Genomic DNA, 23175 nt, shown 5'->3' with positions numbered 1-23175 from the left:
GGAAATTAAGATACCCGAAAAGCGGAAACGCCGTTAACGCAGGGGTAGAGCGGTATGGGTGAAGAAGAATCCGGGATCGTCGTCAGGATCGGCGACGACGCCGTCGCGCGGATCACGATCGATCGGCCCGAGGTGGGAAACTCCTTGTCGCCCTTGGCGCGTGACGCACTGACCGAAGCATTCGTGGAAGCCGGTGACAACCCCGACGTGCGCGCCGTCCTGCTGAGCGCGAGCGGCACGCGGCACTTCTGCGCCGGGGCGGGACTGTCGGCGTCGGCGTCGCCGGCCGCAGGGAGACGTCCCGGTGACGTGGCGCGAATGTTGCAGCAGGGGTGGCAGCGGCTCATCGGATCCATCCTGGACTGCGACAAACCAGTTGTCGCCGCGGTCAAAGGCACTGCCGCCGGCGCCGGCGCCAGCCTGGTGCTGGCCTGCGACCTGGTCGTCATGTCCACCGAGGCAAGGCTTGTCGAGGCGTTCGTCCATCGCGGTATCTTGCCCGACTCCGGTGCTGTACATCTGCTGACGAGAATCGTGGGCCTGCGCAAGGCCACCGAGCTGTTGATGCTCGGTGAGCCCGTCGACGCAGCATCCTGCGAACGCCTCGGATTGGTCAATCGTGTGGTGGCGCAGCACGATACCGATGCGACCGCCGAAGAGCTCGCATTGCGGCTGGCTGCCGGCCCGACGGTGATGCTCGGCTTGACCAAGCGGCTACTGGCGGTCTCGTCGGAATCGGGACGTGACCGTGCTTTCGAGCAGGAGGCGTGGGCTCAGGAGGTGGTGTCGCGCACGAGTGACCTTCAGGAGGGCTTGTCGTCGTTCGCCGAGCGGCGCCGGCCCCGTTTCTCGGGGCGCTGACGCCGCGGGTCAGCCGGCGGCGGGTCCGCCCCGAATGGTGAATGCGGCGCTGTCATCGATCTCGTCTATCGACTCCGCCACTTTCTCCGGCGTCAGGGCGGCGTCCTGGATTCCCTTCGTCATGCCGACGAAGACCCGCGACACCTTTCCTCCGCCCACCGAGTAGATGTGCGCGGTGCGGTCGCAACTGGGATGAGACAGGTAGAGCACCACCGGAGTGACGAGCTCGGGGTCCATGACCTTGCCCGACTCACCCATGATCGTCTCGGTCATCCGGGTGCGGGCGATGGGCGCGATCGCGTTGATCGCGATGTTGTTGCGGGCACCCTCGATCGCAAGTACGTGCATCATCCCGACCAGGCCCATCTTGGCCGCACCGTAGTTGGCCTGCCCGAAGTTTCCGAAAAGGCCGGTGCCGGAGGTGGTTTGGACGATGCGGCCGTAGTTCTGATCCCGCATGACGGGCCAGACTGCCCGGGTCACGTTGAACGTGCCGACGAGGTGCACTCCGATGACCGCGTCGACCTGGTCGGCGGTCATGTTCTTGAACGCCGCGTCGCGCAGGATCCCCGCGTTGTTCACCAGGATGTCGACCCGCCCGAAATTGTCCATCGCGGCTGCGATGATCGCGGCGCCGCCTTCCTCGGTTGCCACCGAGTCGTTGTTGGCGATCGCGGTTCCTCCGGCGGCCACGATCTCGTCGACCACCGACTGGGCCGCCGACGAGGACGTCCCACTGCCGTCGACCGCGCTGCCCAGATCGTTGACCACCACTCTCGCGCCGCGGCGGGCGAACTCGAGAGCGTGGCAACGGCCCAACCCGCCGCCCGCACCGGTCACCACCGCCACCTGGTTGTCGAAAGTCATTGTCGGCATGGGGAGAGGTTACATTTACCCAATCGAGAACAGTCATTTGCATCGGAGGGCGTCGTGGGCCTGCTGGAGAATGCGCACCGGCGAGCCGCAGCGTTGCGGCCCCGCTACCGCGCGGCCGGATTCTGGTCGGCGCAGCCCGCGGATGCGGTTCGGCTCGCCGCGGCGCGGCATCCCGGCCGGCCCGCGGTCATCGATCGGCGTGCCGAACTGAGCTATGCCGAACTGGATCAGCGCATCGACGCCGCTGCTCGAGTCATGCTGAACGCCGGTGTGACGGCGGGCAATTCCGTCGTGCTGGTCGTCGGCAACGACGTCGAATCGACGGTGGCCGTGCACGCCGCGTTGCGCATCGACGCGGTGGCTCTGCTCGTGGCGCGCAGCGCGGGTGCAGCACAAATTGCGGAGATCGTCGCGCGGGCGGGTGCCCGTTTCGGGGCGGCCCCGAACTGGGCGCCGCCCGGCGATATCCCCCTGCAGTGGATCGAGACCGTCGGGAGCTTGACCACCGGTGGTATCGAGCCGTCCCGCCCAGCCGACGAACCGTGTCTCGTGCTGTACACCTCCGGTACGACGTCGCGACCCAAGGGGGTCATCCACTCGCTTAGCACGTTGTCCAAGGCGTCGGTCAATTACATTGCGGCGGCGGGGCTCACGGCGCAGGACCGGATCTTGCTGGTGAGTCCGCTGGCGTCGGTCACCGGGGTGGTGCAAGCACTGTTCATCGCGCCGATGCTGGCGATACCGGTGGTGCTCGAAGAACGCTGGGATCCGGTGTCGACCTGTGAGTTGACGGTCGCATCGGGTGCGACGTGGTACGGGGGACCGGATCGGTTGCTGGACAGGATGCTCGACGAGGCGGCGGCGCGGCGGTACCCGGTCCCGTTGCGTGCGGTGTTCCTCGGCGGCACCATGCTGCATCGGCGGATCGTCGAGCGCATCGAGGACGAGTTCGGCATCGTCGTCATGCGCGCCTACGGCTCCTCGGAGGTCCCGGTGAGCACGGCCGGTCTGCGCGGCGAGCCCCGAGACACCAGGCATGCCGACGACGGCGTGGCCCTCGCCGACGTCGAGGTGCGGGTCGGGTCGACGGCGGATCCGAACGAGTGTTGTATCCGGGGTCCACATGCGTTCCTCGGTTATACCGAGAGCGCCGACGACGAGCTCGCCTTCGACGGCGACTGGTTTCGGACCGGTGATGTCGCCGAAATCGCCGACGGCCGAGTGCGTGTCGTCGGCCGGATCAAAGACATCGTGATCCGCAACGGCATGAAAATCCCGGTCGCCGAGGTGGAAGAGGTGGTGTCCGGGATCGCCGGGGTCCGTGAGTGTGCCGCTTATCCGGTGGCCGACACCACCACCGGCGAGCGCCTCGCGCTGGCTATCGTGCTGAGACCGGGGGTCGAACTGTCTCTGGGTGACGTCGCCTCGGCGCTGCTGTCCCGTGGACTGCCGAAATTCAAACTGCCCGAGGAACTGGTGATCTGGGCAGAACCGTTGCCGGTCAACGCCAACGGCAAGGTCGAGCGCAGGAAACTCGCCGCGCTGGCGGCGGGTCGGCCCCGGTTGTTCGGCGAACGCCTGGGCGAGTCTAGCTGTGAAACGGGTTGAGTATCGGGGGGATGATCTGGTTGCCGGTCACACCGGTGAACCGGACGACGATCTGTGCGGGGATGTTCACCGTCTGGTAGACCCCGGCGCCGATCCAGGACACCGGTAGCTGCAAGAAGTCCGGCATCGCGTCGACGATGCCTTGGATCGGTTCGTACATGAAGTACGGAATCGAGGACGCGATGGTCCGCAACCCCAGTCGGAGGTTGTCCGGCACATCGGGGTAGCCCTGGGCGGCGAAGTCGGCGCTGAGGACACTGAACAGGTTGGCGCCGGGATCGACGTAGGTGCCGGCGTAGACCGGCGACGTCACCGGCGCACCCTGCATATAGCCCGGCGTCGGAAGGCTGAACTGATCCAGAATCGTCGGCGTCGTGCTCACGATCTGCCACGAGTTGTTGATCCAGCCGTCTGTCGTGAGCGGGTTGGCGTACGCCTGGTCGAAGATCACGTATGACGCTGTCTCCAAAGGAGATTGGAAGCCGTGGGTGATGCCGAACGGCTGGGGCGGTCCTACCTCTCCGTGGTCGGTGACCACCATCACGGTCCATTCCTCGCCGTTGTTGGAAAGGTCGGCCTCCCAGTCGGCGACCGCACCCAACAGGCCTCGGGTCGCCTCCGGCTGCCCCGCCAACTCGAGGCCGAGGTTGGCGTCCATGTTTCGCAGCGCCTGTGCGTACTGCGGCGAATCACCGCCCCATGCATGGGCGTTCACGTCCGGCCCGGTGAAGTACGCGAAGATCAGATTGCCCTTGTCTGGGTCGGCTGCCAGGATCGCGGCCTGGGCCTTCTGGCCGACCAGGTCCGTCGTCGCCAGCCAGTCCGGGTCGCCCGCGACCTGCGGGACGAATTCGATGTTGTCGGCGGGGTTGGAGCCCGCGGCGGCGATCTCGGTGATGACGTTCCAGTCGGCGATGACCGTGGTGTTGACCTGGTCGCCGTAGGCGTTCTCGAGGTGGTTGTACACGGTCGGCCAGTCGTCGTACGTCCACGGCGTGAAGATGTTGTTGCTCACGCCCGTCGTCTCGCCCCACACACCGGTCTGGATGGTGGTCCAGGACGGGTTGGAGATGGTGGTGTGCCCGATGATCGTCGACGCGGACGTGGTGCTCTGCGTCATCAGGGCGTGGAAGTTGGGCGTCCCGGTGGGGCCGGCGCCCAGCGCCAGGACCCTGCTCAGATTCGTGCCGTCGGTGCCGATCAGCAGGAAATTCGCGTCCGGCGTGGCCAGAGCGTAAGCGGCCGCGGCTTGTGTCTCTGTCACATACAACACCGAGGAGACGTTCCCGGTCGCGCCGGTCGCGCCTGGTGCGCCGAACAGATAGGCTGCGCCGCCGGCTCCGCCGGTTCCGCCGGGGATCGGTATGTTGTTGCCGGGCACCGTCAAGCTGAACAGGTTGCCGCCGAGTCCTCCGGTGCCGCCGGCCCCGCCGTTCCCCCACAACAACCCGCCCGTGCCACCGGCACCACCGGCCGCGCCACGCAGACCACCGGTGCCGCCGATACCGCCATTGCCGAACAGTCCGGCGTTGCCGCCGCGCCCGCCCGCCTGCCCCGGCGAACCCGACCCGCCCGCGCCGCCGTTGCCCCACAGAATCCCGCCGTCTCCACCGGCCTGCCCGGTGCCCGCCACGCCGTTGACACCATCACCGATCAAGGGACGCCCCAGGAACAGATTCGTCGGCGCATTGATCGCGCCCAAGATGGGGTCGACGAGGGGCTGCAACGGACCGGCGTTGATCGCCTCGGCGGAGGCATAAGCCTTGCTGGCGTTGGCCAGTGCCTGCATGAATTGTTCGTGGAACGCGGCCGCCTGCAGGCTGGCCGCTCCGTATGCCTGGGCGTGACCGGAGAACAGCGAGGCGATCGCCGCCGACACTTCGTCGGCCGCAGCGGCCAGCACGGTATTCGTCGGAGCCAACGCCGCCTGGTTGGCCGCCCAGATCGCGGAGCCGATGCCCGCCGCGTCTGCGACTGCTGCCGTCAAGAGGTTTGGTGCGGTGATTAGATACGACATCGTTGTCCTCCAACCCGGCCATCGAGAAATACGGCGACACCCATAGTCGCACGATTCAGCCCGCCGCGGATAGCCGCCGAAGAGCGCTATATCAATGGCTGGCGGCATGGAACACCGGGACGACGAAACCGTCGTCGTCCCGGCGGAATGCTACGACCAATTCCATTCCGGCAGTGAGCTTTTCGGGAGGGTAGTTCTCCACGACCGTCATCAGACGCGGGCCCTCCTCGAGATCCACCATGGCCAACACGTAGGGCGTCCGCGCGTGGAACGGTGCCGCGTTCTGATGAACCACGCTCCACGTGTAGAGCCGGGCGCGCCCGGTCGCGGGCGTCAACTCGACGTCCTCGCTCCAGCAGTGCGGACAGAACGGCCGGACATACAACGACGCCTGCCGGCAGGACCGGCACGTGTTGACCGTTAACGTCTGGTCCTGGACTGCGGCCCACCAGGCTTGGCTGTCGGCGTCGATGGTCGGCCGGTCCGCGCTCACTACTGCCTCCCGAGGATCATTGTGGCGCTGTGGGTGAAGAAACCGCCCATCGCGTGCACACAGGCCAGCCTCGCATCGGGGACCTGGCGGGTGCCGCACTCGCCCCGAAGTTGCCGCACCGCCTCCACCATCAAGAACATCCCCCGCATCCCCGGATGGCACGAAGCCAGGCCGCCGCCGTCGGTGTTGGTGGGCAGCGCCCCGCCGGGCCGCAGCGCGCCTGATCCGATGAACGTTCCGCCTTCGCCTTTGGCGCAGAAACCCAGGTCCTCCACGGTCAGCAGGACGGTCGAGGTGAACGAGTCGTAGAGTTGGCACACGTCGATGTCTGCCGGAGTGACACCCGCTTGCGCGAACGCCCGAGGCCCTGAGACCGCGGCCGGCGAAGTGGTGAAGTCCGGCCACTGACCCATGCTCACGTGTGACGTCGCGTCTGCCGTACCGAGAATCCAAATCGGTTCCCGTGCGCAGTCTTTGGCTACCCGCTCGCTGGCCAGCACCAGCGCGCCACCGCCGTCGGTACGCAGGCAGACGTGCTTAGCGGTGAACGGATCGGCCAGCATCGGCGCGGCCGCGACGTCTGCCGCGGTGATGCGCTCACGGTCGAACGCGTCCTCGTTCATCGCCGACCATTCGTGTGCCGCAACGGCGACTTCGGCCAGTTGTTCGGTGCTGGTACCGAATTCGATCATGTGACGCCTGGCCGCCATGGCGTACTTGGCGATCAGCGTCGCGCCGTAGGGTGCCTCGTATTGCAGCGCGCCTGCGGTACCGATGGCCGCGGCCGATGCGCGGGTCTGACGCTTGACGTCCGATCGTGCGGTCGACCCGTAGGTCAACAACGCGACGTCGACCTCGCCGGTGGCGATGGCCGCCGCCGCGTGCCGCGCCATCACCTCCCACGACGAGCCACCGACGTTGGTCGCGTCGACCCACGCGGGTCGCAGGCCGAGGTATTCGCTGACTTCCACCGGCGGCAGCAAGGTTCCGTGACCGCCGAACCCGTCGATGTCGTCTTTGGTGAGGCCCGCGTCGGCGATCGCCCGGCGCGAGGACTGGGCCATCAGAGCCATGGCGGTCTTGTCGGGAACCCGGCCGCAATCGGACAGCGCGACCCCCACGATTGCGACGCGGTCCGACGGCATAGCTATGGTTACCACATCGGGCCAGCCGCCGATAACGGCCATTCACCGGAATACGCAAGAGCTATTCTCGCATCGGCTACGGTGAGGCAATGACCCGAGCCTTGCGTGACGCACTGCGCGGTGAGGCGCTGGTGCTGTGTCTGGCGCTGCAGAGTTCGCGCACCCCGGAGGTACCCGCGATAGCTGCGGCTTGCGGGTACGACGCCGTCTACGTCGATCTCGAACACACCGCCACCTCCCTGGAGACAACGCAGTTGCTCTGCGCCGGCGCGCTCGGTGCCGGCATCTCCGGCCTGGTTCGGGTGCCCTCCCACGACGCGAGTCTGATCGCCCGGGTGTTGGACGTGGGTGCCGTGGGAGTCATTGTGCCGCACATTGATTCGAGCCAACAGGCTGCGGACGTCGTTAGCGCGGCACGCTTTCCGCCGGTAGGTCACCGGTCGATCTCGGGCCCCAACCCGGTCAGCGGTTACGCGCCACGGACGGCCGCGGAACTGGCCGAGGTGTTGGAACGTCAGACTGTCGTGGCCTTGATGATCGAAACGCGCGCGGGAGTAGCGGCCTGTGACTCGATCGCGGCGGTCGACGGCATCGACATGATCCTGATCGGGCCGAGCGATCTGACCGCCGAGATGGGCATTCACGGGCAGTATGAGAATGATCATTTCCACCGTGCCGTAGAATCGGTCGCGGCGGCCTGTCGTAGCCACGGCGTGGCGCTCGGTGTGGCTGGCATCAAGTCCGTTGACCTGCTGAAACGCTTTGTAGGACTGGGATTGCGATTCATCTCGGCGGGGACGGACATCGGGATGATGACCGAAGCGGCCGCGGCCCGCGCGTCGGCGCTTCGCGAACTGGAGGGGCCGTCGGAGTAGGCGACGCCACGACAACAGGAGGACCGGATGCCGACCGCGATCTACACCGAACGAGTCACCGACCCGATGGCCTGGACCGGCGCGGACTTCACCAGGAAGGAAGATTTCACCTTCGACCTGTCGGCTCGCAACGTGGCTGCGCTGGAATCGATTCTGGCCAAGACCGCGCACAAGGACCGAGACGCCATCACTCCCGAGGACGCCCGGCATCCGGATCTCGACGACGACCTGGCGCGGCTGTACCAGGATCTGATGTTCGGCAAGGGACTGGCATGTGTCCGTGGGTTTCCCGTCGAGCAGCATTCGATCGAGGAGCTCGAACGCATCTACTGGGCGTTCTGCACCCATCTGGGTTACCTGGTGTCCAACAACTCCTTCGGGCATCGGATGGTGCGGGTCCAGGAGGAGGTGCTGCCCGGCGGCGTGCAACCGGCCCGAGGCACCAAGTCGCGAGCGGAGTTGGCAATGCACAACGACGCCGCCGACATTCTGTCGCTGTTGTGCGTCTATCCGGCAGCTACCGGCGGAGAGAGTCAGTTCGCCAGTGGGCCGGCCGCGCACAATCGCATCCTGAGCGAACGTCCGGACCTGCTTGATGTTCTGTATCAGGGCTTTCCGCATCATCGGCGTAGCGAGCAGCCGGACGATCAACCCGACGTGACGCCCTACGACGTGCCGGTGTTCTCCCAGATCGACGGGCGGATCTGCATCAATTTCACCTACAGCAGCATCCTGCCCGCCATGAAGACGCTGGGCCGTGACTTCACGCCCGAACAGACCGAGGCCGTAGAACTGTTGCGCAGTGTGCTGGTCGAACAACAAGTCGAGTTTCGTCTCGAGTCCGGCGAGGCGGCGGTGGCCAATAACTTCGCGATGTGCCATTCCAGGTCGGACTTCGTCAGCAGCACCGATCCGAAGAAGGCGCGTTGCTTCCTGCGCGCCTGGATGGAAGTGCCGCGCGAGGACCGGCGGCTACCCATCGGACGCGAGTATTTCCACATGGAGAACAAGGATCTGAGGTTGGGTTACGACGTGGTCGAGGGTCGGGACGGCGCCATCGCGCGCAACGACTACCGCAACGTCGACACGGCACTGGCCGACATGTTCAAGGCTGCTCAGGCCAAACCCAAGATCAAGCGATGACTGTCCGTCCGCGACTGGTCTACGAGCGGTGGACCGATCCGGTGGCCGGCGACATGCTGGAGCTGGCCGACGTCGACCTGGTGCGGCTCGAATTGGACGGCCCGCCCGAGCCGGGTTGGGCGGCACTGCAATCCGCGCACGGCTATCAGGTGGCGACCCGGACCGACGTCGCGCCGTTTGCCGACGGGGCGCAGTGGTTGGTGGGCGCCGGGTTGGTGCGACGGTGTCACCGCCTGCTGGCGGTGTGTTCGGCGGGCGCCGGTTACGACGTGATCGACGTCGAGGCGTGCACCCGGGCGGGGATCGCGGTGTGCAACAACTCCGGTCCGGGAGCCGAGGCCGTCGCCGAACACGCGCTCGGATTCATGCTCGACCTGGCCAAGAAGATCACGATCGCCGATCGGCGGCTGCGTGCCGGAACGCTCGACGACCGGCTGGCGCTGCGAGGCACCCAACTGCTCGGCAAGACCCTCGGCGTGGTCGGCCTCGGTGCCATCGGTAGTCGCCTGGTGGAGTTGTGTGCGCCGTTCGATATGGATGTCCTCGCGTTCGACCCCTACGTCGACCACGCGTCCGCTCGCGGCCGTGGGGTCCGGCTGGTCTCTCTCGCCGAACTTCTCACCCGCTCCGACTTCGTCCAAGTGACGTGCCCACTGACCGCGGAGACGCAAGGCTTGTTGGGCCGCAAGCAATTCGCCGCGATGAAGCCCACGGCGTTCTTCATCAGCACTGCGCGCGGCCCCGTGCACGACGAGGCGGCCCTGCTGGAGGCGCTTGCAAATGGCTGGATTGCGGGGGCGGGGTTGGACGTGTTCCACGACGAGCCACCGCGGCAGGACAACCCGCTGTTGCGCCTGGACAACGTCGTCGCAACGCCGCACACGGCGGGCATCACCGCCGAAGCCGCACACGACATCGCGGTTGCCGCGGCCACACAGTGGCAGACGATATTCAGCGGCGGCGTGCCGCCACGTCTGCTCAATCCCGATGTCTGGCCCCGGTATTGCGATAGATTTCACGACATACTCGGATTCCGCCCGAGTGCCGCAGTCATTTCGGAAGGGTTGTGGGAGAACAGGAGTCCCGCCAGGTGAGACAATTCGACACCATCGACGTCGAGGTCCGGGAGCACACCGCCTGTCTGACCCTCAACCGCCCGCAGGTGCTCAATGCGATCAACGACGAGATGATCGCCGAGCTTGCGGTCGCGTATGCGGAAATCGAGCACTCGCAGGATATCTGGACCATGATCGTGACCGGCGCCGGACGGGCGCTGTGTGTGGGCGCGGACGTGAACAAGGCCGCGGACCACGACATGGAGAATGCGGCCGGTATCGACAATCAGGGCGAACCCATCCTGAGTTCGATGCGGCAGTGGGACGCCCCGCAGGAGGCCACGCCGCCGTGGTTGCAGATGACGAAGCCGATCATCTGTGCCGTCAACGGCATTGCGTGCGGAGCGGGTATGGACCTGGTCACGACAGCGGACATCACCATCGCGTCCGAGCAGGCGACGCTGATGGACCCGCACGTGAGCATCGGGGTGTCCTCGGGCCGGGAAGCCGTTCGGCTGGCCCGGATCCTGCCGCTGCCGGTCGCCATGCGGCTGGTGCTGATGGGCAGGCATGAGCGAATGGACGCTCAGCGCGCATATGACCTCGGAGTGTTCACCGAAGTCGTACCGCACGAACAGCTCATGGACCGGGCGTGGGAGGTTGCCGAGGTGGTGAACTCGAATGCGCCACTGGCGGTGCGTGGTTCGCGCATGGCGGTGCGAAAGGGATTGTCGCTGCCCATTTACGAGGCGGAACTCCTTGCGGAGAACTACCGCATGAAGGTGGCGCTGACCAAGGACGCCATCGAGGGGCCGCGTGCCTTTCTGGAGAAGCGCAAACCGGAATGGAAGGCGTTGTAACCCTCAGTGGTTACGCGAGTCCGAAGAACCGTTTCGCATTGGTGGACAACACCTTCCGCTTGGTCTCCTGATCCAGGCCGGCCGTCGCCTTGTTGGCGACCTCGAGGCTTCTCGGCCAGTTGGTGTCGTTGTGGGGGTAGTCGGTCTCGAACATCAACTGATCCGGCCCGACCAGGTCGAGAATGCGGAACGCGACCGGGTCACCGAAGGTGGAGAAGTAGACCCGCCCGGGCACCTGGCTGCTGGGCGGTTCGGTGAGCAAGGGGTGGATGCCGCCCCACGCCCGCCGGTCTTCCCAGACTTCGTCGACCCGTTGCAGGTAGTACGGGATCCAGCCGGCTTGCGCCTCAGCGAACGCGATCTTCAGGTCGGGGAATTGGATGAGCTTCCCGGAGAACAGCCAGTCCACCAGCGCAATAGTGCAGTTCACCGCCATCAGCGCGCTGGTGACGACATGGGGAGAATCGGGGGAGGACTTGGTGAGCGACGAACTCGATCCGATGTGCAGCATGATGCCCACCTGGTTTCGTTCGCACGCGGCGAAGAACGGATCCCAGTAGCCGCTGTGGATGGACGGGAGGTCGAGACGAGAGGGCAACTCGGAAAAGCACACGGCGCGCATGCCTTTGGCGGCCACTCGGTCGACCTCACGAGCGGCGAGTTCGACGTCCCAGAGCGGGATGATGCCGAGCGGGATCAACCTGCCGTTGGAGCTGCCACCCCACTCGTCGATCTGAAAGTCGTTGTAGGCCTCCACGCAGAGCTTCGCCAGCTCCTTGTCCTTGCCGTACAGGAAGCGTTGGCCGCAGAACCGCACGAGGGTGTTGGGGAAGCACGCCGAAGCCTCGATGCCGGCGATGTCCATGTCGGCCAGCCGGTCGGCCGGACGGTAACAGCCCGGGCGCATCTCGTCGTAGGTGATCGGGTCGGTGGTGAGTTCGTCGAGGTCGTACCCGGCGGCGGCGCTGATCAGCGGGATCGGGATGGTCTTGTCCTCGTAGTGCCAGATGTCGGCGTCGCGGCCGTCCTCGTCCTCGATGAACGCCACATCGGAGGTGACGGTCGGGTCCATGCGACCGCGGGTGCGAACGATCCGCGGCCCGATGTCCCGATAGCGCTCCGGAAGCCGGCTGGTCCATAAGTCGGCCGGCTCCACCAGATGGTCGTCCGGTGAGACGATCAGTATGTCTGCGCTCAACGTCGCACTCCTTACGAGGATGGCCGTACACCGAATTTCCCCTCAGCGAGAATGGCCGTTTCCAGGGTACTGCATGAACTGGTGTGGGCAGCATGCGGGTTCTGGGGGTCTGCGAGTATTCTGAGCTGACCATGGCTGCAAAAAAGAGTGCCGGCAACGCTTCCGAAGCCGAGTTGGAAATCGTCGATCCCGAAGTCGAGCCGCCGACCACATGGCAGGAACGCACCATCGAGCGGCGCCTGAGCTCGGCGAGAGCGCGGGCTCTCGCGCGCAGTTCCCGATTCCTGGCCACGGCGCTGGAATTGGTGGAGGAGTCGGGCAAAGCCGACTTCACGATCCAAACCTTGATCGACCGATCGAATTTGAGCTTGCGGGCGTTTTACCAACACTTCGCCGGCAAGGAAGAACTGATGCTGGCGTTGTACGAGAACGTCACCAGTCAATTCACCGAGAACATCCGGCAGGAAGTCGCGGCCGCGGACGGGCCGATGGAGCAACTGGAGGCGTTCTGTCGCGGCGTCCTGTATCGCGCCGAGTCGTCGGAATCGGTGGGCGGCCGGGTGATGACTATCTACAACCTCAGCCTGGAGATCAATCGGCCCGCCGACTTCGCCAAAGTGTGGGAACCGCACCTGAAACTGTTGACCAAGATCATCACCTCCTGCGCGCGAGCAGGATTGGTGCGCAACGATCTGACCCCCGCCCAACTCACCACGCTGCTGAACACCACCTTGACGGCGTTGGCCCAGATCGGCGTATTCCACCTGGGCGGCAAAGGATCCAAGCTGACCGAGGACGAGCTGTGGTCGTGGTGCAAGCAGGCCGTCAGTCCGCCTGTGGCGGAACCGAAACCACGCGCGCCGCGGAAGTCGACCGCGCGCACCGCGTCGCCCCGGCGAGCGCGGAAGCTAACGGGGTAGACCGAGTCCGCGCTGCGCGATGATGGTGCGGTGCACCTCACTGGTCCCGGCATAGATCGTGGTGCCCAACGAGAATCGCAGCAGATGCTCGAACCGGCCCTGCTCGGGTGCGGTCGGCTCGAAATAGCTGCGCACGCCGTCGGGGCCGACGAGTTCGATGATGTCCTGACTCGCCCGTTCGAGCGCTTCGGTGCTGAAGATCTTCGACATCGAGCCCTCGGCCACCGGGGCCTCGCCCTGCTCGAGCAACCACACACAGCGGCGTTGGAGCAGCATCGACACTTCGTTCTCGACGGCGACCCGGGCCAGTCGCCGGCGAACGTCCGTGCTTTCGATGGGTGAGTCGCCGCCGTCGTCCGGTGTGTGTGCCCATCGCTCCGCGTGGTGCAACAGCCGCGCCAGGTGCGGACCCCAACCGGATGCATGCTCGTCCTGCAGCGACAACCCGATGACTCGCCACCCGTCGTCGACCTCGCCGACCCGCCACTCGTCGCCGATTCGAACATCGGAATAGAAGGTAACGTTGGTGCGCTCTCCCGACAGCGTCCAAATCGCCTGCGCCGCAAAGCCGTCGGTGTCGCGCGGGACCAGAAACATGGTGAGCCCCTGGTGCTTCGGCTTCTGAGTGTTCGTGCGTGTCAGCAAAAACACGTAGTCGGCCAGGTGACCGTTGGTGGTGAACATCTTGCTGCCGTTGATAACCCAGTGCTCGCCGTCCCGCACCGCCCTGGTGTTCGCCGCTGCGACGTCTGACCCGCATTCGGGTTCGGTGAAGCCCAGGGCGATCGTGATGTCGCCGTTCATCGCGCCGTCGAGGATGAGATCCTGCAGTTCGCTGGTTCCGACGGCGCGGATGATGGAGGCCACCATGCGGGTGGTCTCGGACAGGTACATGGGTGCGTCGAAGCGCATGAGTTCCTCGTTGACGACCTGCGCATCCCACCCGTTGCGGCCCTGTCCGCCGCATTCGACGGGCCATTCGGGGGCAAAATAACCCTTCTCGACGAGTCCTTTTGCGAAATCGTCGTCGTGGGCAACGCCGCTGCGGTAGATCCGCTCTTCGAACTCCGGGGTCAGCACCTCACGCAGGTGGGCACGCACCTGGTCCCGGAAGGCTTCGGTCTCCGGGTCGAGCTGGAAATGCATGGGCACCCGATCCCTCGACGCAGGCGGTAATGTTACTCTCGATTTTGAGAGCGAGTATATCCGCCTGTGATGGGACCTGCAGACGTGGACCTGAGCCTGACCGGCGAGCAGCGGCAACTGGTGGGTTCATTTCTCGCCCTGTTCGCCCGTGAATCGTCGGCTGAGCGGGTACGAGCCGCCGAGCCACTGGGTTTCGATGTCGTGCTGTGGAAGGCGTTGCAGGACGTGGGTGCGGTAGCGATGGCCGTCGCGGAAGAAGCCGGCGGGTGGGGTGCTTCCGTGCTCGACCTGGCATTGACCGCCGAACAATTCGGCCGAGCCGTGGCGTCGGCGCCGCTCATCGAAGCGCAGGTCGCCGCCCGGTTGCTTGCGGCCGCGGGGGACGGCGGCGCCAGTTTGCTCAGCCAGGCCCTCACGGGGGATCGACTGGTGACCTTTGCACCGCGCGCCGGCCGCGGTGGGCGACTGGGTTTGGTCCCCGCAGGAGCCCTCGCGGACCATGTGGTGGCGATGGTGGACGGCCGGCTCGTGGCGGTGCCGCTCGGACAGCACCGCACTGCTGTGCCGAATTTGGGTTCGATGCCGTTGGCGGACATCGTGTTTCCCGATAGCCGCATCGTGCTCGCCGACGGTGACCGTGCGAGGGAGCTGTTCGCGAGCGGCCTCGATCTGTGGCTGGCGCTCACCGCGACCGCGTTGGCGGGCGCGGCGAACAAAGCCGTGGAAATCGGGGTCGAGTACGCCAAACAGCGGCACGCCTTCGGATCTGCGATCGGGAAGTTCCAAGCGGTGTCACACCCCCTGGCTGACAGTGCGACCGCCGCCGACGGAGCCCGGTTGCTTGCGCTGAAGGCGGCGTGTGCCTTTGCCGACGAGCCAGCCCGGGTACGTGAACTGGCGGCGATGGCATTCGCGTTCGCATACGAGACGGCACGCGACGCGACACGTCGCAGCCTGCACATCCACGGCGGATACGGATTCAGCATGGAATGCGACATCCAGCTCTACTATCGCCGGGTTCGCGGCTGGGCAATGGTGTACGGCGAGCCTGCCGTCGCACTGGACCGGGCTGCCGACGCGCGCTATGGAGTGCGCCCTGAGACATCGCCGGCATGACCACGGATCGGGAAGGGTGCACATGGCAGACAGTGCGCAGCAGCCGCGGGTAATCCTTTGGGGCCCTGGACAGGTCGGCGTGGGTGCGCTGCGGGCAGTCATCGCACACCCAGGGCTGGAGCTGTCCGGTGTCGTCGTGCACTCCGAAGCCAAGGACGGAAAGGACGCAGGTGAGCTCTGCGGAATGCCACCGACCGGCGTGATCGCTACCCGCGACATCGGTGCCGCGCTGGCGGGCGACGCCGACGTGGTCGCCTACTTCGCGTCCGGCGACTACCGCTATCGCGAAGCCGCGCAGGACATCGCGCGTTGTCTGCGCGCGGGCAAGCACGTGGTGTGCACCTCGCTGGTGCCGATGTGCTACCCGCCCGCGGCCGACAAGGAGACCGTCGAGCTGCTGGAGGCCGCCTGCCGCGAGGGAAACGCCAGCTTCTTCAACAGCGGTGTGGACCCCGGCTGGGCCAATGACGTTGTGGCGCTGACGATGACCGCGTTCAGCAGTAGGGTCGACAAGATCACCATGTTGGAGATTCTGGACTACGGCCCCATCGACCAACCGGACATCATGTTCGACTTCATGGGATTCGGGCATCCGCCCGACCATCCGGCACCGCTGTTCGACACCGAACGGCTCTCCGCCCTGTGGGCGCCCATCGTGCACCTGGTCGCAGACGGCGTCGGCCTGCCGCTCGATGACGTTCACACCACCATCGAGAAGTGGCTGGCCGCAGAGCGTTACGAGGTTGCCTCGGGGTGGATCGAGCCGGGAACCATGGGGGGCATGCGTTTCAAGCTCGCCGGCATGGTCGACGGTGAAGAACGCGTGGTGCTCGAACACATCACCCGGATGGGGGAGGGTTCCGCCCCGCACTGGCCTCGTCACCCATCGCCGCACGGTGGATACCGGGTCATCATCGACGGTCTGCCCACCTACACCGTCGACGTCGAGATGCACGGCCGCGGAAACAACATGCGCGGACTGACCTATGCGACCGTGATGCGCGAACTCAACGCCATTCCCGCCGTGATCGCCGCACCGCCGGGACTGCTGTCGACCTTGGATCTGCCACTGGTCACCGGCCCGGTGCGCGGCGGAACCTGGCGAGGTGTGCTGCCGCCGACGGCACAGGCCCGGACATGAGCACGAAATCCGTTCCACCGCAGGATGTGTGGGAACTCATGGCAACCTGTTCCGCTGTGCGGCGGTACCGGGACGAACCGGTTGCCGACGACGTGCTGGAACGGTGTCTGCTGGCCGCTACCTGGGCTCCGTCGGGAGGCAACCAACAGCCGTGGAAGTTCGTGGTTCTCGAGTCCACGCAGGCGCGCGATGTGGTGACGCGTGGCGCCGCGAAGACGTGGCAGGCGATGACCGAGTACTACGACCTGACCGAACCGCAGGACGGGGCCGACGATCCGAAGTCGCGCGCGCTGAAGACGATGGCCGAGCACACCCGGATCGGGGGCGCGGCACCCGCACTGGTCATGTTCTGCATCCGACCTCAACCGGGGGCCACCGAACTGCAGCAGGGCGGTTCGATCTTTCCCGCCGTGCAGAACTTTCTGCTCGCCGCCCGGGCTCAGGGTCTGGGTGCCGCGATCACGCTGTGGCATTACTCGTGTGAGCAGGAATTGCGTTCCGTGACAGCCATGCCCGCCGACTGGCAGATCGCTGCGCTGCTCACCGTCGGCTGGCCGCGCGGTGGACACCATCCGGTGCGGCGCAAGCCGTTGTCGGACGTCGTGGTGACCGACCGCTGGGATCAACCTCGGCGAAGCTGCGGCTCCAGCTGACCGCTCTCGGCATGTGGTTATCGAAGGTGCCGCGTGCGCATCGAGCAGACGCAGAATCGCGTTGGATCGCGCGCGATCGTGCGATTCTGCGTCTGCTCGCGCAGCAGAAGGCGCGGCGGGACGCTCGCGGGCCGTAGGCTCGTGACCCATGACGGGTCGTCCGAAACTCTCGATGTATCTGCGTACCTTCAGCGACCGCCCCGACGAGGATTGGACCGCGACCATCGACATGGCGCGCGCCATGGATGCGGCCGGCGTCGACCGGGTGGTCGTCTCCGATCACGTCGTCTTCGGTGAGAACCTCGAGGCGTACGGCGACCCCTCCGCGGGGGGAACCGCCGGCGGCAGACAACCGACCGGACCCGACGGGCATTGGCTGGAACCGCTCATCTTCCTGACGGCGGTGGCGGCCACCACCAGCCGGATCCGGTTGTCGACCGGCGTGCTGCTCGCCGCCCTGCGTCGTCCGGCCGTGCTGGCCAAGCAACTGGCCACCATCGACGCGTTGTCCGGTGGGCGGATGGACCTGGGTGTCGGAATCGGTTGGCAGCGCGAGGAATACGAAGCAGTCGGGCTGCCCTTCCGGAGTCGCGGACGCCTGCTCGATCACACCCTGGAGGTGTGCCATACACTGTGGACCCAGCAGCGCGCCGACTACAGCTCAGCCGAACTCTGCTTCGAGGGCATTCACCAGATGCCCAAGCCGCTGCAACCCGGCGGCATACCGATCTGGGTCAGCGGCACGGTGAATCCGGCGGTGGCCCGACGGTTGAGCCGATTCGGAAAGCGCTGGATCCCTTGGGGTCCGGCCATCGGTGATCTGAAGGGATCCGTCCCGGCGATGAAGGCCGCGATCGCCGACGCCGGCGGGGACCCGAGCGATCTGCAGGTCCAGGGTTCCGCGACGCTGGTCAAGGGCCCGGGTCACGCTATTGACGCTCGCGCTTCGGTCGCGGTGGTCCCGCAGCTGTTGGCGGACGGGGCCACCGACATCCGCTTCGCGGGGACGTTGCCGGCCGATCCTGCGCAGGCGATCGAGGTGTTGTCGGCGTTGGTCAGCGCGTTTCGGGCGGTTACTGACTGATGTCTGGCCTTACAGCCGCCCGTGGGGTCGATCAGCTCCGAGGTCAGTAGGTAGCAACCTGTTTTGCGTATTGCGGGCAGTACGCACGAACGGAGACACCGACAATCGCTTCGGCGTTGTCGGCATATTCGGGATGTTCGGCGTTGGCCGCACGGAAGTCCGCCACTATCTGCTCGGCCGATTGTCCTGCGACGAAGCTTTGACACACCGCCTTACCGTTCGAGACGGCTACGTCAGGGTTTCGGAAGACGACGCCCGTCTCATTGAGCGCCGCGATGTACCGGCTGTCCTGATCCGGAGTGGAGGCGATGTCGGTCGTGGTGGCGGGCGCCGTGGTGGTGCGCGCCGGCGTGGCGCTGGGTGGTGGATCGTCCTTGAGCAGCAACAGGCCGACGACCACGATCACCGCCGCCACTCCGATGCAGATCAACAAAACCGCGATCGACCTGCCCAACACCACGCTCCAGGACTGCTCGACGATCGCCGGTTCGGGGTCCGCACCTCGGCCGTCTCGCGCCTCGCCCGTCGGCGTGCCCTGGATGTCCGGTACCTCGGTGCCGCTCGACCACGCCAGACTCGATGAGTCCGTATTCGTGCCGGTGTTGTAGTCGGCGCCCGGGTCGACCATGAGGTCATGGTAGTCCGCGGGTTCATGGGCTTCAGGTCAGGTGGCGGTCCCGCCATCTCGCCAGCCGTCCGCCGGGTGCCTGAATGGCTGCCATCACCGAACTCATTGACGACCCAACCCCCTTCGTGCGCTGCTGGTGGTCTGTCCCTGCGGCCGCCGGTGCGTCGCCCGCCCACCACGTCGGTTGCAGGAGTGCCGACGTGACCGGGATCGCTTTGTCGACGCTGTTGCGTCCCCATCGACATGCGCGGTCGATGGCGCCGGCGGACGGCGCCAGGTTGATCGGGGACAGGGTGCGCTCGAACCTGACCAGGTGGTCGGCGTAGGGCAGGTTGCGCAGCATTTGCAGCTGGATCGCCTGCAGAATCGGCGCCATCCACAGGTGCCGCGAATCCCATTGTGGGTGAAAGCAATCGAACGCCAGGTAGCACGCGTTGCGGCTGCCCAGCTTGCCGTCGCGCACTCTCTTCCAGGCCAGTTCGACGGGAACATTGCTGGCGGCACCCCCGTCGACCAGCGCCGCGACGTCCCGCTCGGCGCACAGATCGTCCAGTAGTGGCAGCATCCGGGGGTCGCTCGATTCGTGGTGCAGCACACCGGGAATGGCCGACGAGAACGAAGCGGCATCGAGCACGTCGAAGTCCAGTGCGGGCTCGTCGCCGCTGATCACGATCGGCTTGACCACCCGCAGGTCGATGAAGGCCGAGACCTGCCACATACGCGCCGCCACCAACGGCCCGATCCCGATGGGACGGAACGGAATCGAACGCCCCTGCAACGCGGCCAATTCGGGACGGCGAAATCGAGACGGCAGTGCCGCGTACGGCTGCTTGCGCACACCGGCGATCACCACGTCGAACGGGATGGCCAGGTCGGACATGCGCATGCGCTCGCCGTCGGTGCGGCTGAGCAGGGCGTGCGCGAACTGGTCGAAACGCAGGGCGAATAGACCGGCCATGCCGTGCCGCCTACGCAACCGCTCTGGTCCCAGGATCGCCCGGTAGGACACCGTCTTGGCCCAGGCGACGTACTCCTCGATCGGCACCGGCAGTTCGCGGGCCACCAGGCTGCCCAGGATCGATCCGAACGACGAGCCGATCATGTAGTCGGGTACCTGGCCCGCCTCCAGCAGTCGCTCCATCCCGCCGATGTAGACGAAGCCGGCGCCTCCGCCACCGCCCAGGACCGTGACGAGCTTCTTGTAACCGACCTCCGCGTCGAGTTCGGCGGACGAGAAGTCGTTGCGGTGACGGTCGATGAGGACCTCTCGTTGGTCGTCCTGGTCCTCACTCAGCGCGGCCAGCACGTCCCGCGCCGCCGTCAACGCCTTGACCGGGTTCGACTCCTCCCGCAGTGGTTCATACAGCGCGTCGACGACCCTGGACCGCCACGGGCCGATCTCCGCACCCACCGAGACGTCCCCGCGTCCGCGGGTGCCACCGGGGCCCGCGGCGCCGGGTTCGAAGTCGGCGAGTCGGGCGAAGTTGAGGATGTAGCGGAGTTTGCGCACCTGCTCGGTGCTCAACACGTCGTTGGCCAGGTGGTTGCGGACCAGCCGGTTCTCCATCTTCTGCAGCAACAGCACCGGGTCAGCGGACGGCAGGTCGACGGTGTCGAGCGCGGCATCGGTGGCCTTGGTCTCGTCGTCCTCGAGCTCCTCGACGGAATCGATCGCGGGCGCGCGCCGGCTACGGCCGAGAGCCCACCGGCGTAGCGGGTCTGCGAACGGGTTCTGCATGGATACCAACCCTCTCATCACCGCCCGGGTGGCACCGAAACGGTCGTCATCCCTGCGCTCCTTCTGGTTCGGTGTAGAGGCAGACTAAGCTCCGGCCATGTCGATCGATCGTGCCGCACTCATAGCGGGCAGTATCCGACTGGCGTCGGGCATCTCCTTCCTCGTCGATCCCGTCAACTCCAACAAGCTGTGGGGAGATCCGGACGACCAAACCGCCACAGCGCAATTGTTGTTGCGTTCCATGGGATATCGCGACGCCTTGATCGGTGGTCTGCTCGCGGCCGCGGCGCTGCGCGGTAAGAACACGCGCGGGTGGTTCCTGGCCTCCGGCGGCGCGGATGCGGCCGACCTGCTCGGCGGGTTGAGCGTGCATCATCAGCTCAAGCCCGCGCAGCGGCTGATCGGGCTGGGCGGGGCCGCGCTGGGGATCAGCGTGGGGCTGTGGGGCGCGGCGCGTCCGAACAAGCGGAGTGTCGAGGCGCCGGCGGACGCCTAGTAGCGGGTTCGAATGTCTTGTGGCGCAAGGAGACTTCGAGTGAGGGCCAAGGCCCTCACACGAGGATCCGCAACCGCTCCCATCCGCGCACCGTCGACGTCGGCGCGAGCTTGAGGCTGTCGTAGTCGACCTCCCAGTCGGGCCACCGGTTGAGCAGTTCGTCGAGCGCGACCCGGCCTTCCAGGCGGGCCAGGTTCGCGCCCAGGCAGTAGTGCACGCCCTTGCCGAACGTCAGATGGGAAATGTTGTTGCGGTGGATGTCGAAAACGTCGGGATTGTCGTACCGCAACGGGTCTCGATTGGCGGCACCAAACAACAGCAGGATCGCGCTGCCCGCCGGCACCGTAGTTCCGTACATCTCGAAATCGCGGATGGTGTAGCGGCCGACATGCGGTCCGGTCGGCTCGAAGCGCAGCGTCTCGTCTACTGCGCGTGTCAAAAGCGAACGGTCCGCGGCGATTTCGCGTCGCTGGTCGGGATGCTCGGCAAGTACCTTGGCCAGCCAGCCGATCAGCCTGCCCGTCGTCTCGTTGCCCGCGCCGGCCACCACCTGCGTGTAATGCAGCACCTCTTTGCGCGTCAGCTTTCTCATGACACCGTTCTCGTCCTCGAATTCGACGTTGAGTAGCGAGGTCATCAGGTCGTCGGAGGGGTTCTTGGCGCGCCAGTCCACATAGTCGGCGTAGATGCGGCCGTCGGCGATCGCGTCGGGATTGGCAACCTTCATGGGAGTGCCGGCTTTGGTGCGCAGGTTGGCGTCGTTGGCGTCGCGCACCCCGATCTGCTCTTCTTCGGGGATGCCCAGCAGCATGCCGATCACCCGCATCGGCATCATGGACGCCAGTTCGGCGATGATGTCGAAGCCGTCGGACCCGACCAGCGGGTCGAGGCACCGGACGCAATAGCTGCGGATCTGGTCCTCGATCGCGGCCATCCGCCGCGGCGTGAACACCCGGGACATGACGCCGCGCAGCATGGTGTGCTTGGGCGGATCCTCGAACATCATCACACCGGGTGGCATCGGGAACTTGGACTGGATCAGTTCCAGGATGTCACTTCGACTGTTGGAGAACGTTTCCCAGTCCGACAGAGCGGCTTCCACATCAGCATGCCGCGAGATCGCCCAAAAGTTATAGCGTTCGTTGTAGTACAGCGGAGCCTCGTCGCGCAGGCGCGCGAAGATCGGGTACGGATTGGCGGTGATATCGACGTCGTAGGGGTCGTAGTAGACGCCGGTCTCGGCGGTGACGGTCATTTCAGGCAACTTCCTGCATCGACGGGAAGGGTGACACCGGTGATGTAGCGCGCTTCGTCGGAGGCCAAGAACAGCACGGCGTTGCTGATGTCCTCCACGTTGACCCAGGGGATCGGCAGGGTGTGGAACGTCTGGCAGATCGGTGCCAGGTCGTCAGGGCCGGGATTCTCCAGGTCCGGCCGGAACAACCGGAATGTCTGCTCGTTGATCAGCAACGGCGTGTTCACATGGGTGGGATGCACCGTATTGACCCGAATGTTCTGCGGGCCGAGCTCGACGGCGAACGAACGCATCAGCCCGACCACTCCGTGTTTGGCGGCGTTGTAATGACCGGTGTGAGTGTAGGCCTTGAGGCCGGCTACCGAGCTGGTCAGTACGATGGAGCCGCCCCCAGACGAAAGTAGATGCGGCACAGCCGCTTTCACTGACTTCCAGACACCGCTCAGGTTCACGTCGATCATCTGCTGCCAGAGGCCCTCGTCCATCTTGTGCAACTTGGGCGCGATTGTGCCGATGCCGGCGTTGGCGACGACGATGTCGAGTCGGCCGAGTTGTTCGACGCCGTTGTCCACCGCCGCCTTGAGTGAGTCGTAGTCGCGGACGTCGACTTCGGCAGTGACGACCCGTCTATCGAGACCTTTGACGAGATCGGCGGTTTCCGCGAGGTCTTCAGACGTCGATGCGGGGGCGGGGGAGTTCTCGAAGCCCTGACAGATGTCGACGGCGATGATGTCGGCACCCTCCTGTGCCAGCCGCACTGCGTGGCTGCGGCCCTGCCCCCGGGCCGCACCGGTGACGAACGCGACTTTGTCTGCAACCCGGCCGGTCATGCCGTCCTCCTCGTTGAGTAACCTCGTTACACCAGGT

The 23175-nt window shown here is 65.9% G+C and carries 22 protein-coding genes; 12 read left to right on the top strand and 10 right to left on the bottom strand.

The window, feature by feature from the left end:
* Positions 1 to 54 precede the first annotated feature (54 nt).
* On the top strand, positions 55 to 861 hold the full coding sequence (locus tag AC5Y4D_RS04705) for an enoyl-CoA hydratase/isomerase family protein (RefSeq protein ID WP_500036520.1): 807 nt from the start codon (positions 55 to 57) through the stop codon (positions 859 to 861).
* A 9-nt stretch (positions 862 to 870) separates the two neighbouring features.
* Here the strand turns inward: AC5Y4D_RS04705 and AC5Y4D_RS04700 are convergent, their stop codons facing one another.
* Positions 871 to 1737, bottom strand: coding sequence for an SDR family NAD(P)-dependent oxidoreductase (locus tag AC5Y4D_RS04700; protein WP_500036519.1), 867 nt, complete (start codon positions 1735 to 1737; stop codon positions 871 to 873).
* 93 nt (positions 1738 to 1830) lie between these two features.
* On the opposite strand from AC5Y4D_RS04700, the gene AC5Y4D_RS04695 reads away from it, so the two are divergent.
* Positions 1831 to 3345 (top strand): class I adenylate-forming enzyme family protein, encoded by a 1515-nt coding sequence (locus AC5Y4D_RS04695; protein ID WP_500036611.1) that lies wholly within the window; start codon positions 1831 to 1833, stop codon positions 3343 to 3345.
* On the opposite strand, the gene AC5Y4D_RS04690 is transcribed toward AC5Y4D_RS04695, so the two are convergent.
* The 3 genes from AC5Y4D_RS04690 to AC5Y4D_RS04680 all read right to left on the bottom strand — a co-directional run bounded on the left by AC5Y4D_RS04690 (position 3326) and on the right by AC5Y4D_RS04680 (position 7000).
* The gene (locus tag AC5Y4D_RS04690; RefSeq protein WP_500036518.1) at positions 3326 to 5362 is read right to left on the bottom strand and encodes a PE domain-containing protein; all 2037 of its coding nucleotides are present in this window, start codon (positions 5360 to 5362) and stop codon (positions 3326 to 3328) included. The genes AC5Y4D_RS04695 and AC5Y4D_RS04690 overlap by 20 nt on opposite strands.
* 91 nt (positions 5363 to 5453) lie before the next feature.
* A complete protein-coding gene (locus AC5Y4D_RS04685) occupies positions 5454 to 5855 on the bottom strand; it encodes a Zn-ribbon domain-containing OB-fold protein (RefSeq protein ID WP_500036517.1) in 402 nt (133 codons plus the stop codon).
* On the bottom strand, positions 5855 to 7000 hold the full coding sequence (locus tag AC5Y4D_RS04680) for an acetyl-CoA acetyltransferase (protein WP_500036516.1): 1146 nt from the start codon (positions 6998 to 7000) through the stop codon (positions 5855 to 5857). Before AC5Y4D_RS04680 ends, AC5Y4D_RS04685 begins: the two co-directional genes overlap by 1 nt.
* A gap of 89 nt (positions 7001 to 7089) precedes the next feature.
* Here AC5Y4D_RS04680 and AC5Y4D_RS04675 point away from each other — a divergent pair, with 89 nt between their 5' ends.
* The 4 genes from AC5Y4D_RS04675 to AC5Y4D_RS04660 are packed head-to-tail and all read left to right on the top strand — an operon-like array spanning position 7090 to position 10933.
* Complete coding sequence (locus AC5Y4D_RS04675) at positions 7090 to 7875, top strand: HpcH/HpaI aldolase family protein (protein ID WP_500036515.1); 786 nt, start codon at positions 7090 to 7092, stop codon at positions 7873 to 7875.
* 27 nt (positions 7876 to 7902) lie between these two features.
* Positions 7903 to 9018 carry a TauD/TfdA family dioxygenase gene (locus tag AC5Y4D_RS04670; RefSeq protein WP_500036514.1) on the top strand — a complete coding sequence of 372 codons (1116 nt, stop codon included), beginning with the start codon at positions 7903 to 7905 and terminating at the stop codon, positions 9016 to 9018.
* Positions 9015 to 10112, top strand: a complete 1098-nt coding sequence (locus AC5Y4D_RS04665; protein WP_500036513.1) for a hydroxyacid dehydrogenase — start codon at positions 9015 to 9017, stop codon at positions 10110 to 10112. Before AC5Y4D_RS04670 ends, AC5Y4D_RS04665 begins: the two co-directional genes overlap by 4 nt.
* Complete coding sequence (locus AC5Y4D_RS04660) at positions 10109 to 10933, top strand: enoyl-CoA hydratase/isomerase family protein (RefSeq protein ID WP_500036512.1); 825 nt, start codon at positions 10109 to 10111, stop codon at positions 10931 to 10933. The genes AC5Y4D_RS04665 and AC5Y4D_RS04660 overlap by 4 nt, the downstream gene beginning before the upstream one ends.
* A 10-nt stretch (positions 10934 to 10943) precedes the next feature.
* Here the strand turns inward: AC5Y4D_RS04660 and AC5Y4D_RS04655 are convergent, their stop codons facing one another.
* A complete protein-coding gene (locus AC5Y4D_RS04655; protein WP_500036511.1) occupies positions 10944 to 12131 on the bottom strand; it encodes an amidohydrolase family protein in 1188 nt (395 codons plus the stop codon).
* 131 nt (positions 12132 to 12262) lie between these two features.
* On the opposite strand from AC5Y4D_RS04655, the gene AC5Y4D_RS04650 reads away from it, so the two are divergent.
* Positions 12263 to 13051: a TetR/AcrR family transcriptional regulator gene (locus tag AC5Y4D_RS04650; RefSeq protein ID WP_500036510.1), complete on the top strand. Its 789-nt coding sequence runs from the start codon at positions 12263 to 12265 to the stop codon at positions 13049 to 13051.
* Here AC5Y4D_RS04650 and AC5Y4D_RS04645 read toward each other — a convergent pair.
* Entirely contained in the window at positions 13040 to 14197 is a 1158-nt protein-coding gene (locus tag AC5Y4D_RS04645; RefSeq protein WP_500036509.1) for an acyl-CoA dehydrogenase family protein, read from the bottom strand. The genes AC5Y4D_RS04650 and AC5Y4D_RS04645 overlap by 12 nt on opposite strands.
* Before the next feature lie 84 nt (positions 14198 to 14281).
* Between AC5Y4D_RS04645 and AC5Y4D_RS04640 the strand changes: the two genes are divergently transcribed.
* The 4 genes from AC5Y4D_RS04640 (at position 14282) to AC5Y4D_RS04625 (ending at position 18191) form a co-directional block, all read left to right on the top strand.
* Positions 14282 to 15313, top strand: a complete 1032-nt coding sequence (locus tag AC5Y4D_RS04640; RefSeq protein ID WP_500036610.1) for an acyl-CoA dehydrogenase family protein — start codon at positions 14282 to 14284, stop codon at positions 15311 to 15313.
* A gap of 22 nt (positions 15314 to 15335) precedes the next feature.
* The gene (locus tag AC5Y4D_RS04635) at positions 15336 to 16454 is read left to right on the top strand and encodes an NAD(P)H-dependent amine dehydrogenase family protein (protein WP_500036508.1); all 1119 of its coding nucleotides are present in this window, start codon (positions 15336 to 15338) and stop codon (positions 16452 to 16454) included.
* 38 nt (positions 16455 to 16492) lie between these two features.
* On the top strand, positions 16493 to 17107 hold the full coding sequence (locus tag AC5Y4D_RS04630; protein WP_499992306.1) for a nitroreductase family protein: 615 nt from the start codon (positions 16493 to 16495) through the stop codon (positions 17105 to 17107).
* A gap of 148 nt (positions 17108 to 17255) precedes the next feature.
* The gene (locus tag AC5Y4D_RS04625) at positions 17256 to 18191 is read left to right on the top strand and encodes a TIGR03619 family F420-dependent LLM class oxidoreductase (RefSeq protein ID WP_500036507.1); all 936 of its coding nucleotides are present in this window, start codon (positions 17256 to 17258) and stop codon (positions 18189 to 18191) included.
* Positions 18192 to 18234: 43 nt separating this feature from the next.
* Here AC5Y4D_RS04625 and AC5Y4D_RS04620 read toward each other — a convergent pair whose 3' ends face one another.
* The gene (locus AC5Y4D_RS04620; protein WP_500036506.1) at positions 18235 to 18819 is read right to left on the bottom strand and encodes a DUF732 domain-containing protein; all 585 of its coding nucleotides are present in this window, start codon (positions 18817 to 18819) and stop codon (positions 18235 to 18237) included.
* A gap of 31 nt (positions 18820 to 18850) precedes the next feature.
* Positions 18851 to 20557 (bottom strand): patatin-like phospholipase family protein, encoded by a 1707-nt coding sequence (locus tag AC5Y4D_RS04615; RefSeq protein WP_500036505.1) that lies wholly within the window; start codon positions 20555 to 20557, stop codon positions 18851 to 18853.
* A gap of 97 nt (positions 20558 to 20654) precedes the next feature.
* On the opposite strand from AC5Y4D_RS04615, the gene AC5Y4D_RS04610 reads away from it, so the two are divergent.
* A complete protein-coding gene (locus tag AC5Y4D_RS04610) occupies positions 20655 to 21053 on the top strand; it encodes a DUF4267 domain-containing protein (protein WP_499944946.1) in 399 nt (132 codons plus the stop codon).
* A 55-nt stretch (positions 21054 to 21108) separates the two neighbouring features.
* Here the strand turns inward: AC5Y4D_RS04610 and AC5Y4D_RS04605 are convergent, their stop codons facing one another.
* Entirely contained in the window at positions 21109 to 22308 is a 1200-nt protein-coding gene (locus AC5Y4D_RS04605) for a cytochrome P450 (protein WP_500036504.1), read from the bottom strand.
* Complete coding sequence (locus AC5Y4D_RS04600; protein ID WP_500036503.1) at positions 22305 to 23138, bottom strand: mycofactocin-coupled SDR family oxidoreductase; 834 nt, start codon at positions 23136 to 23138, stop codon at positions 22305 to 22307. Before AC5Y4D_RS04600 ends, AC5Y4D_RS04605 begins: the two co-directional genes overlap by 4 nt.
* Positions 23139 to 23175 lie beyond the last annotated feature (37 nt).

This window comes from Mycobacterium sp. NGS67, assembly GCF_059812185.1.
Note: the sequence above shows the minus strand (reverse complement) of the source record. Positions and strands in the feature narration are given on the sequence as shown.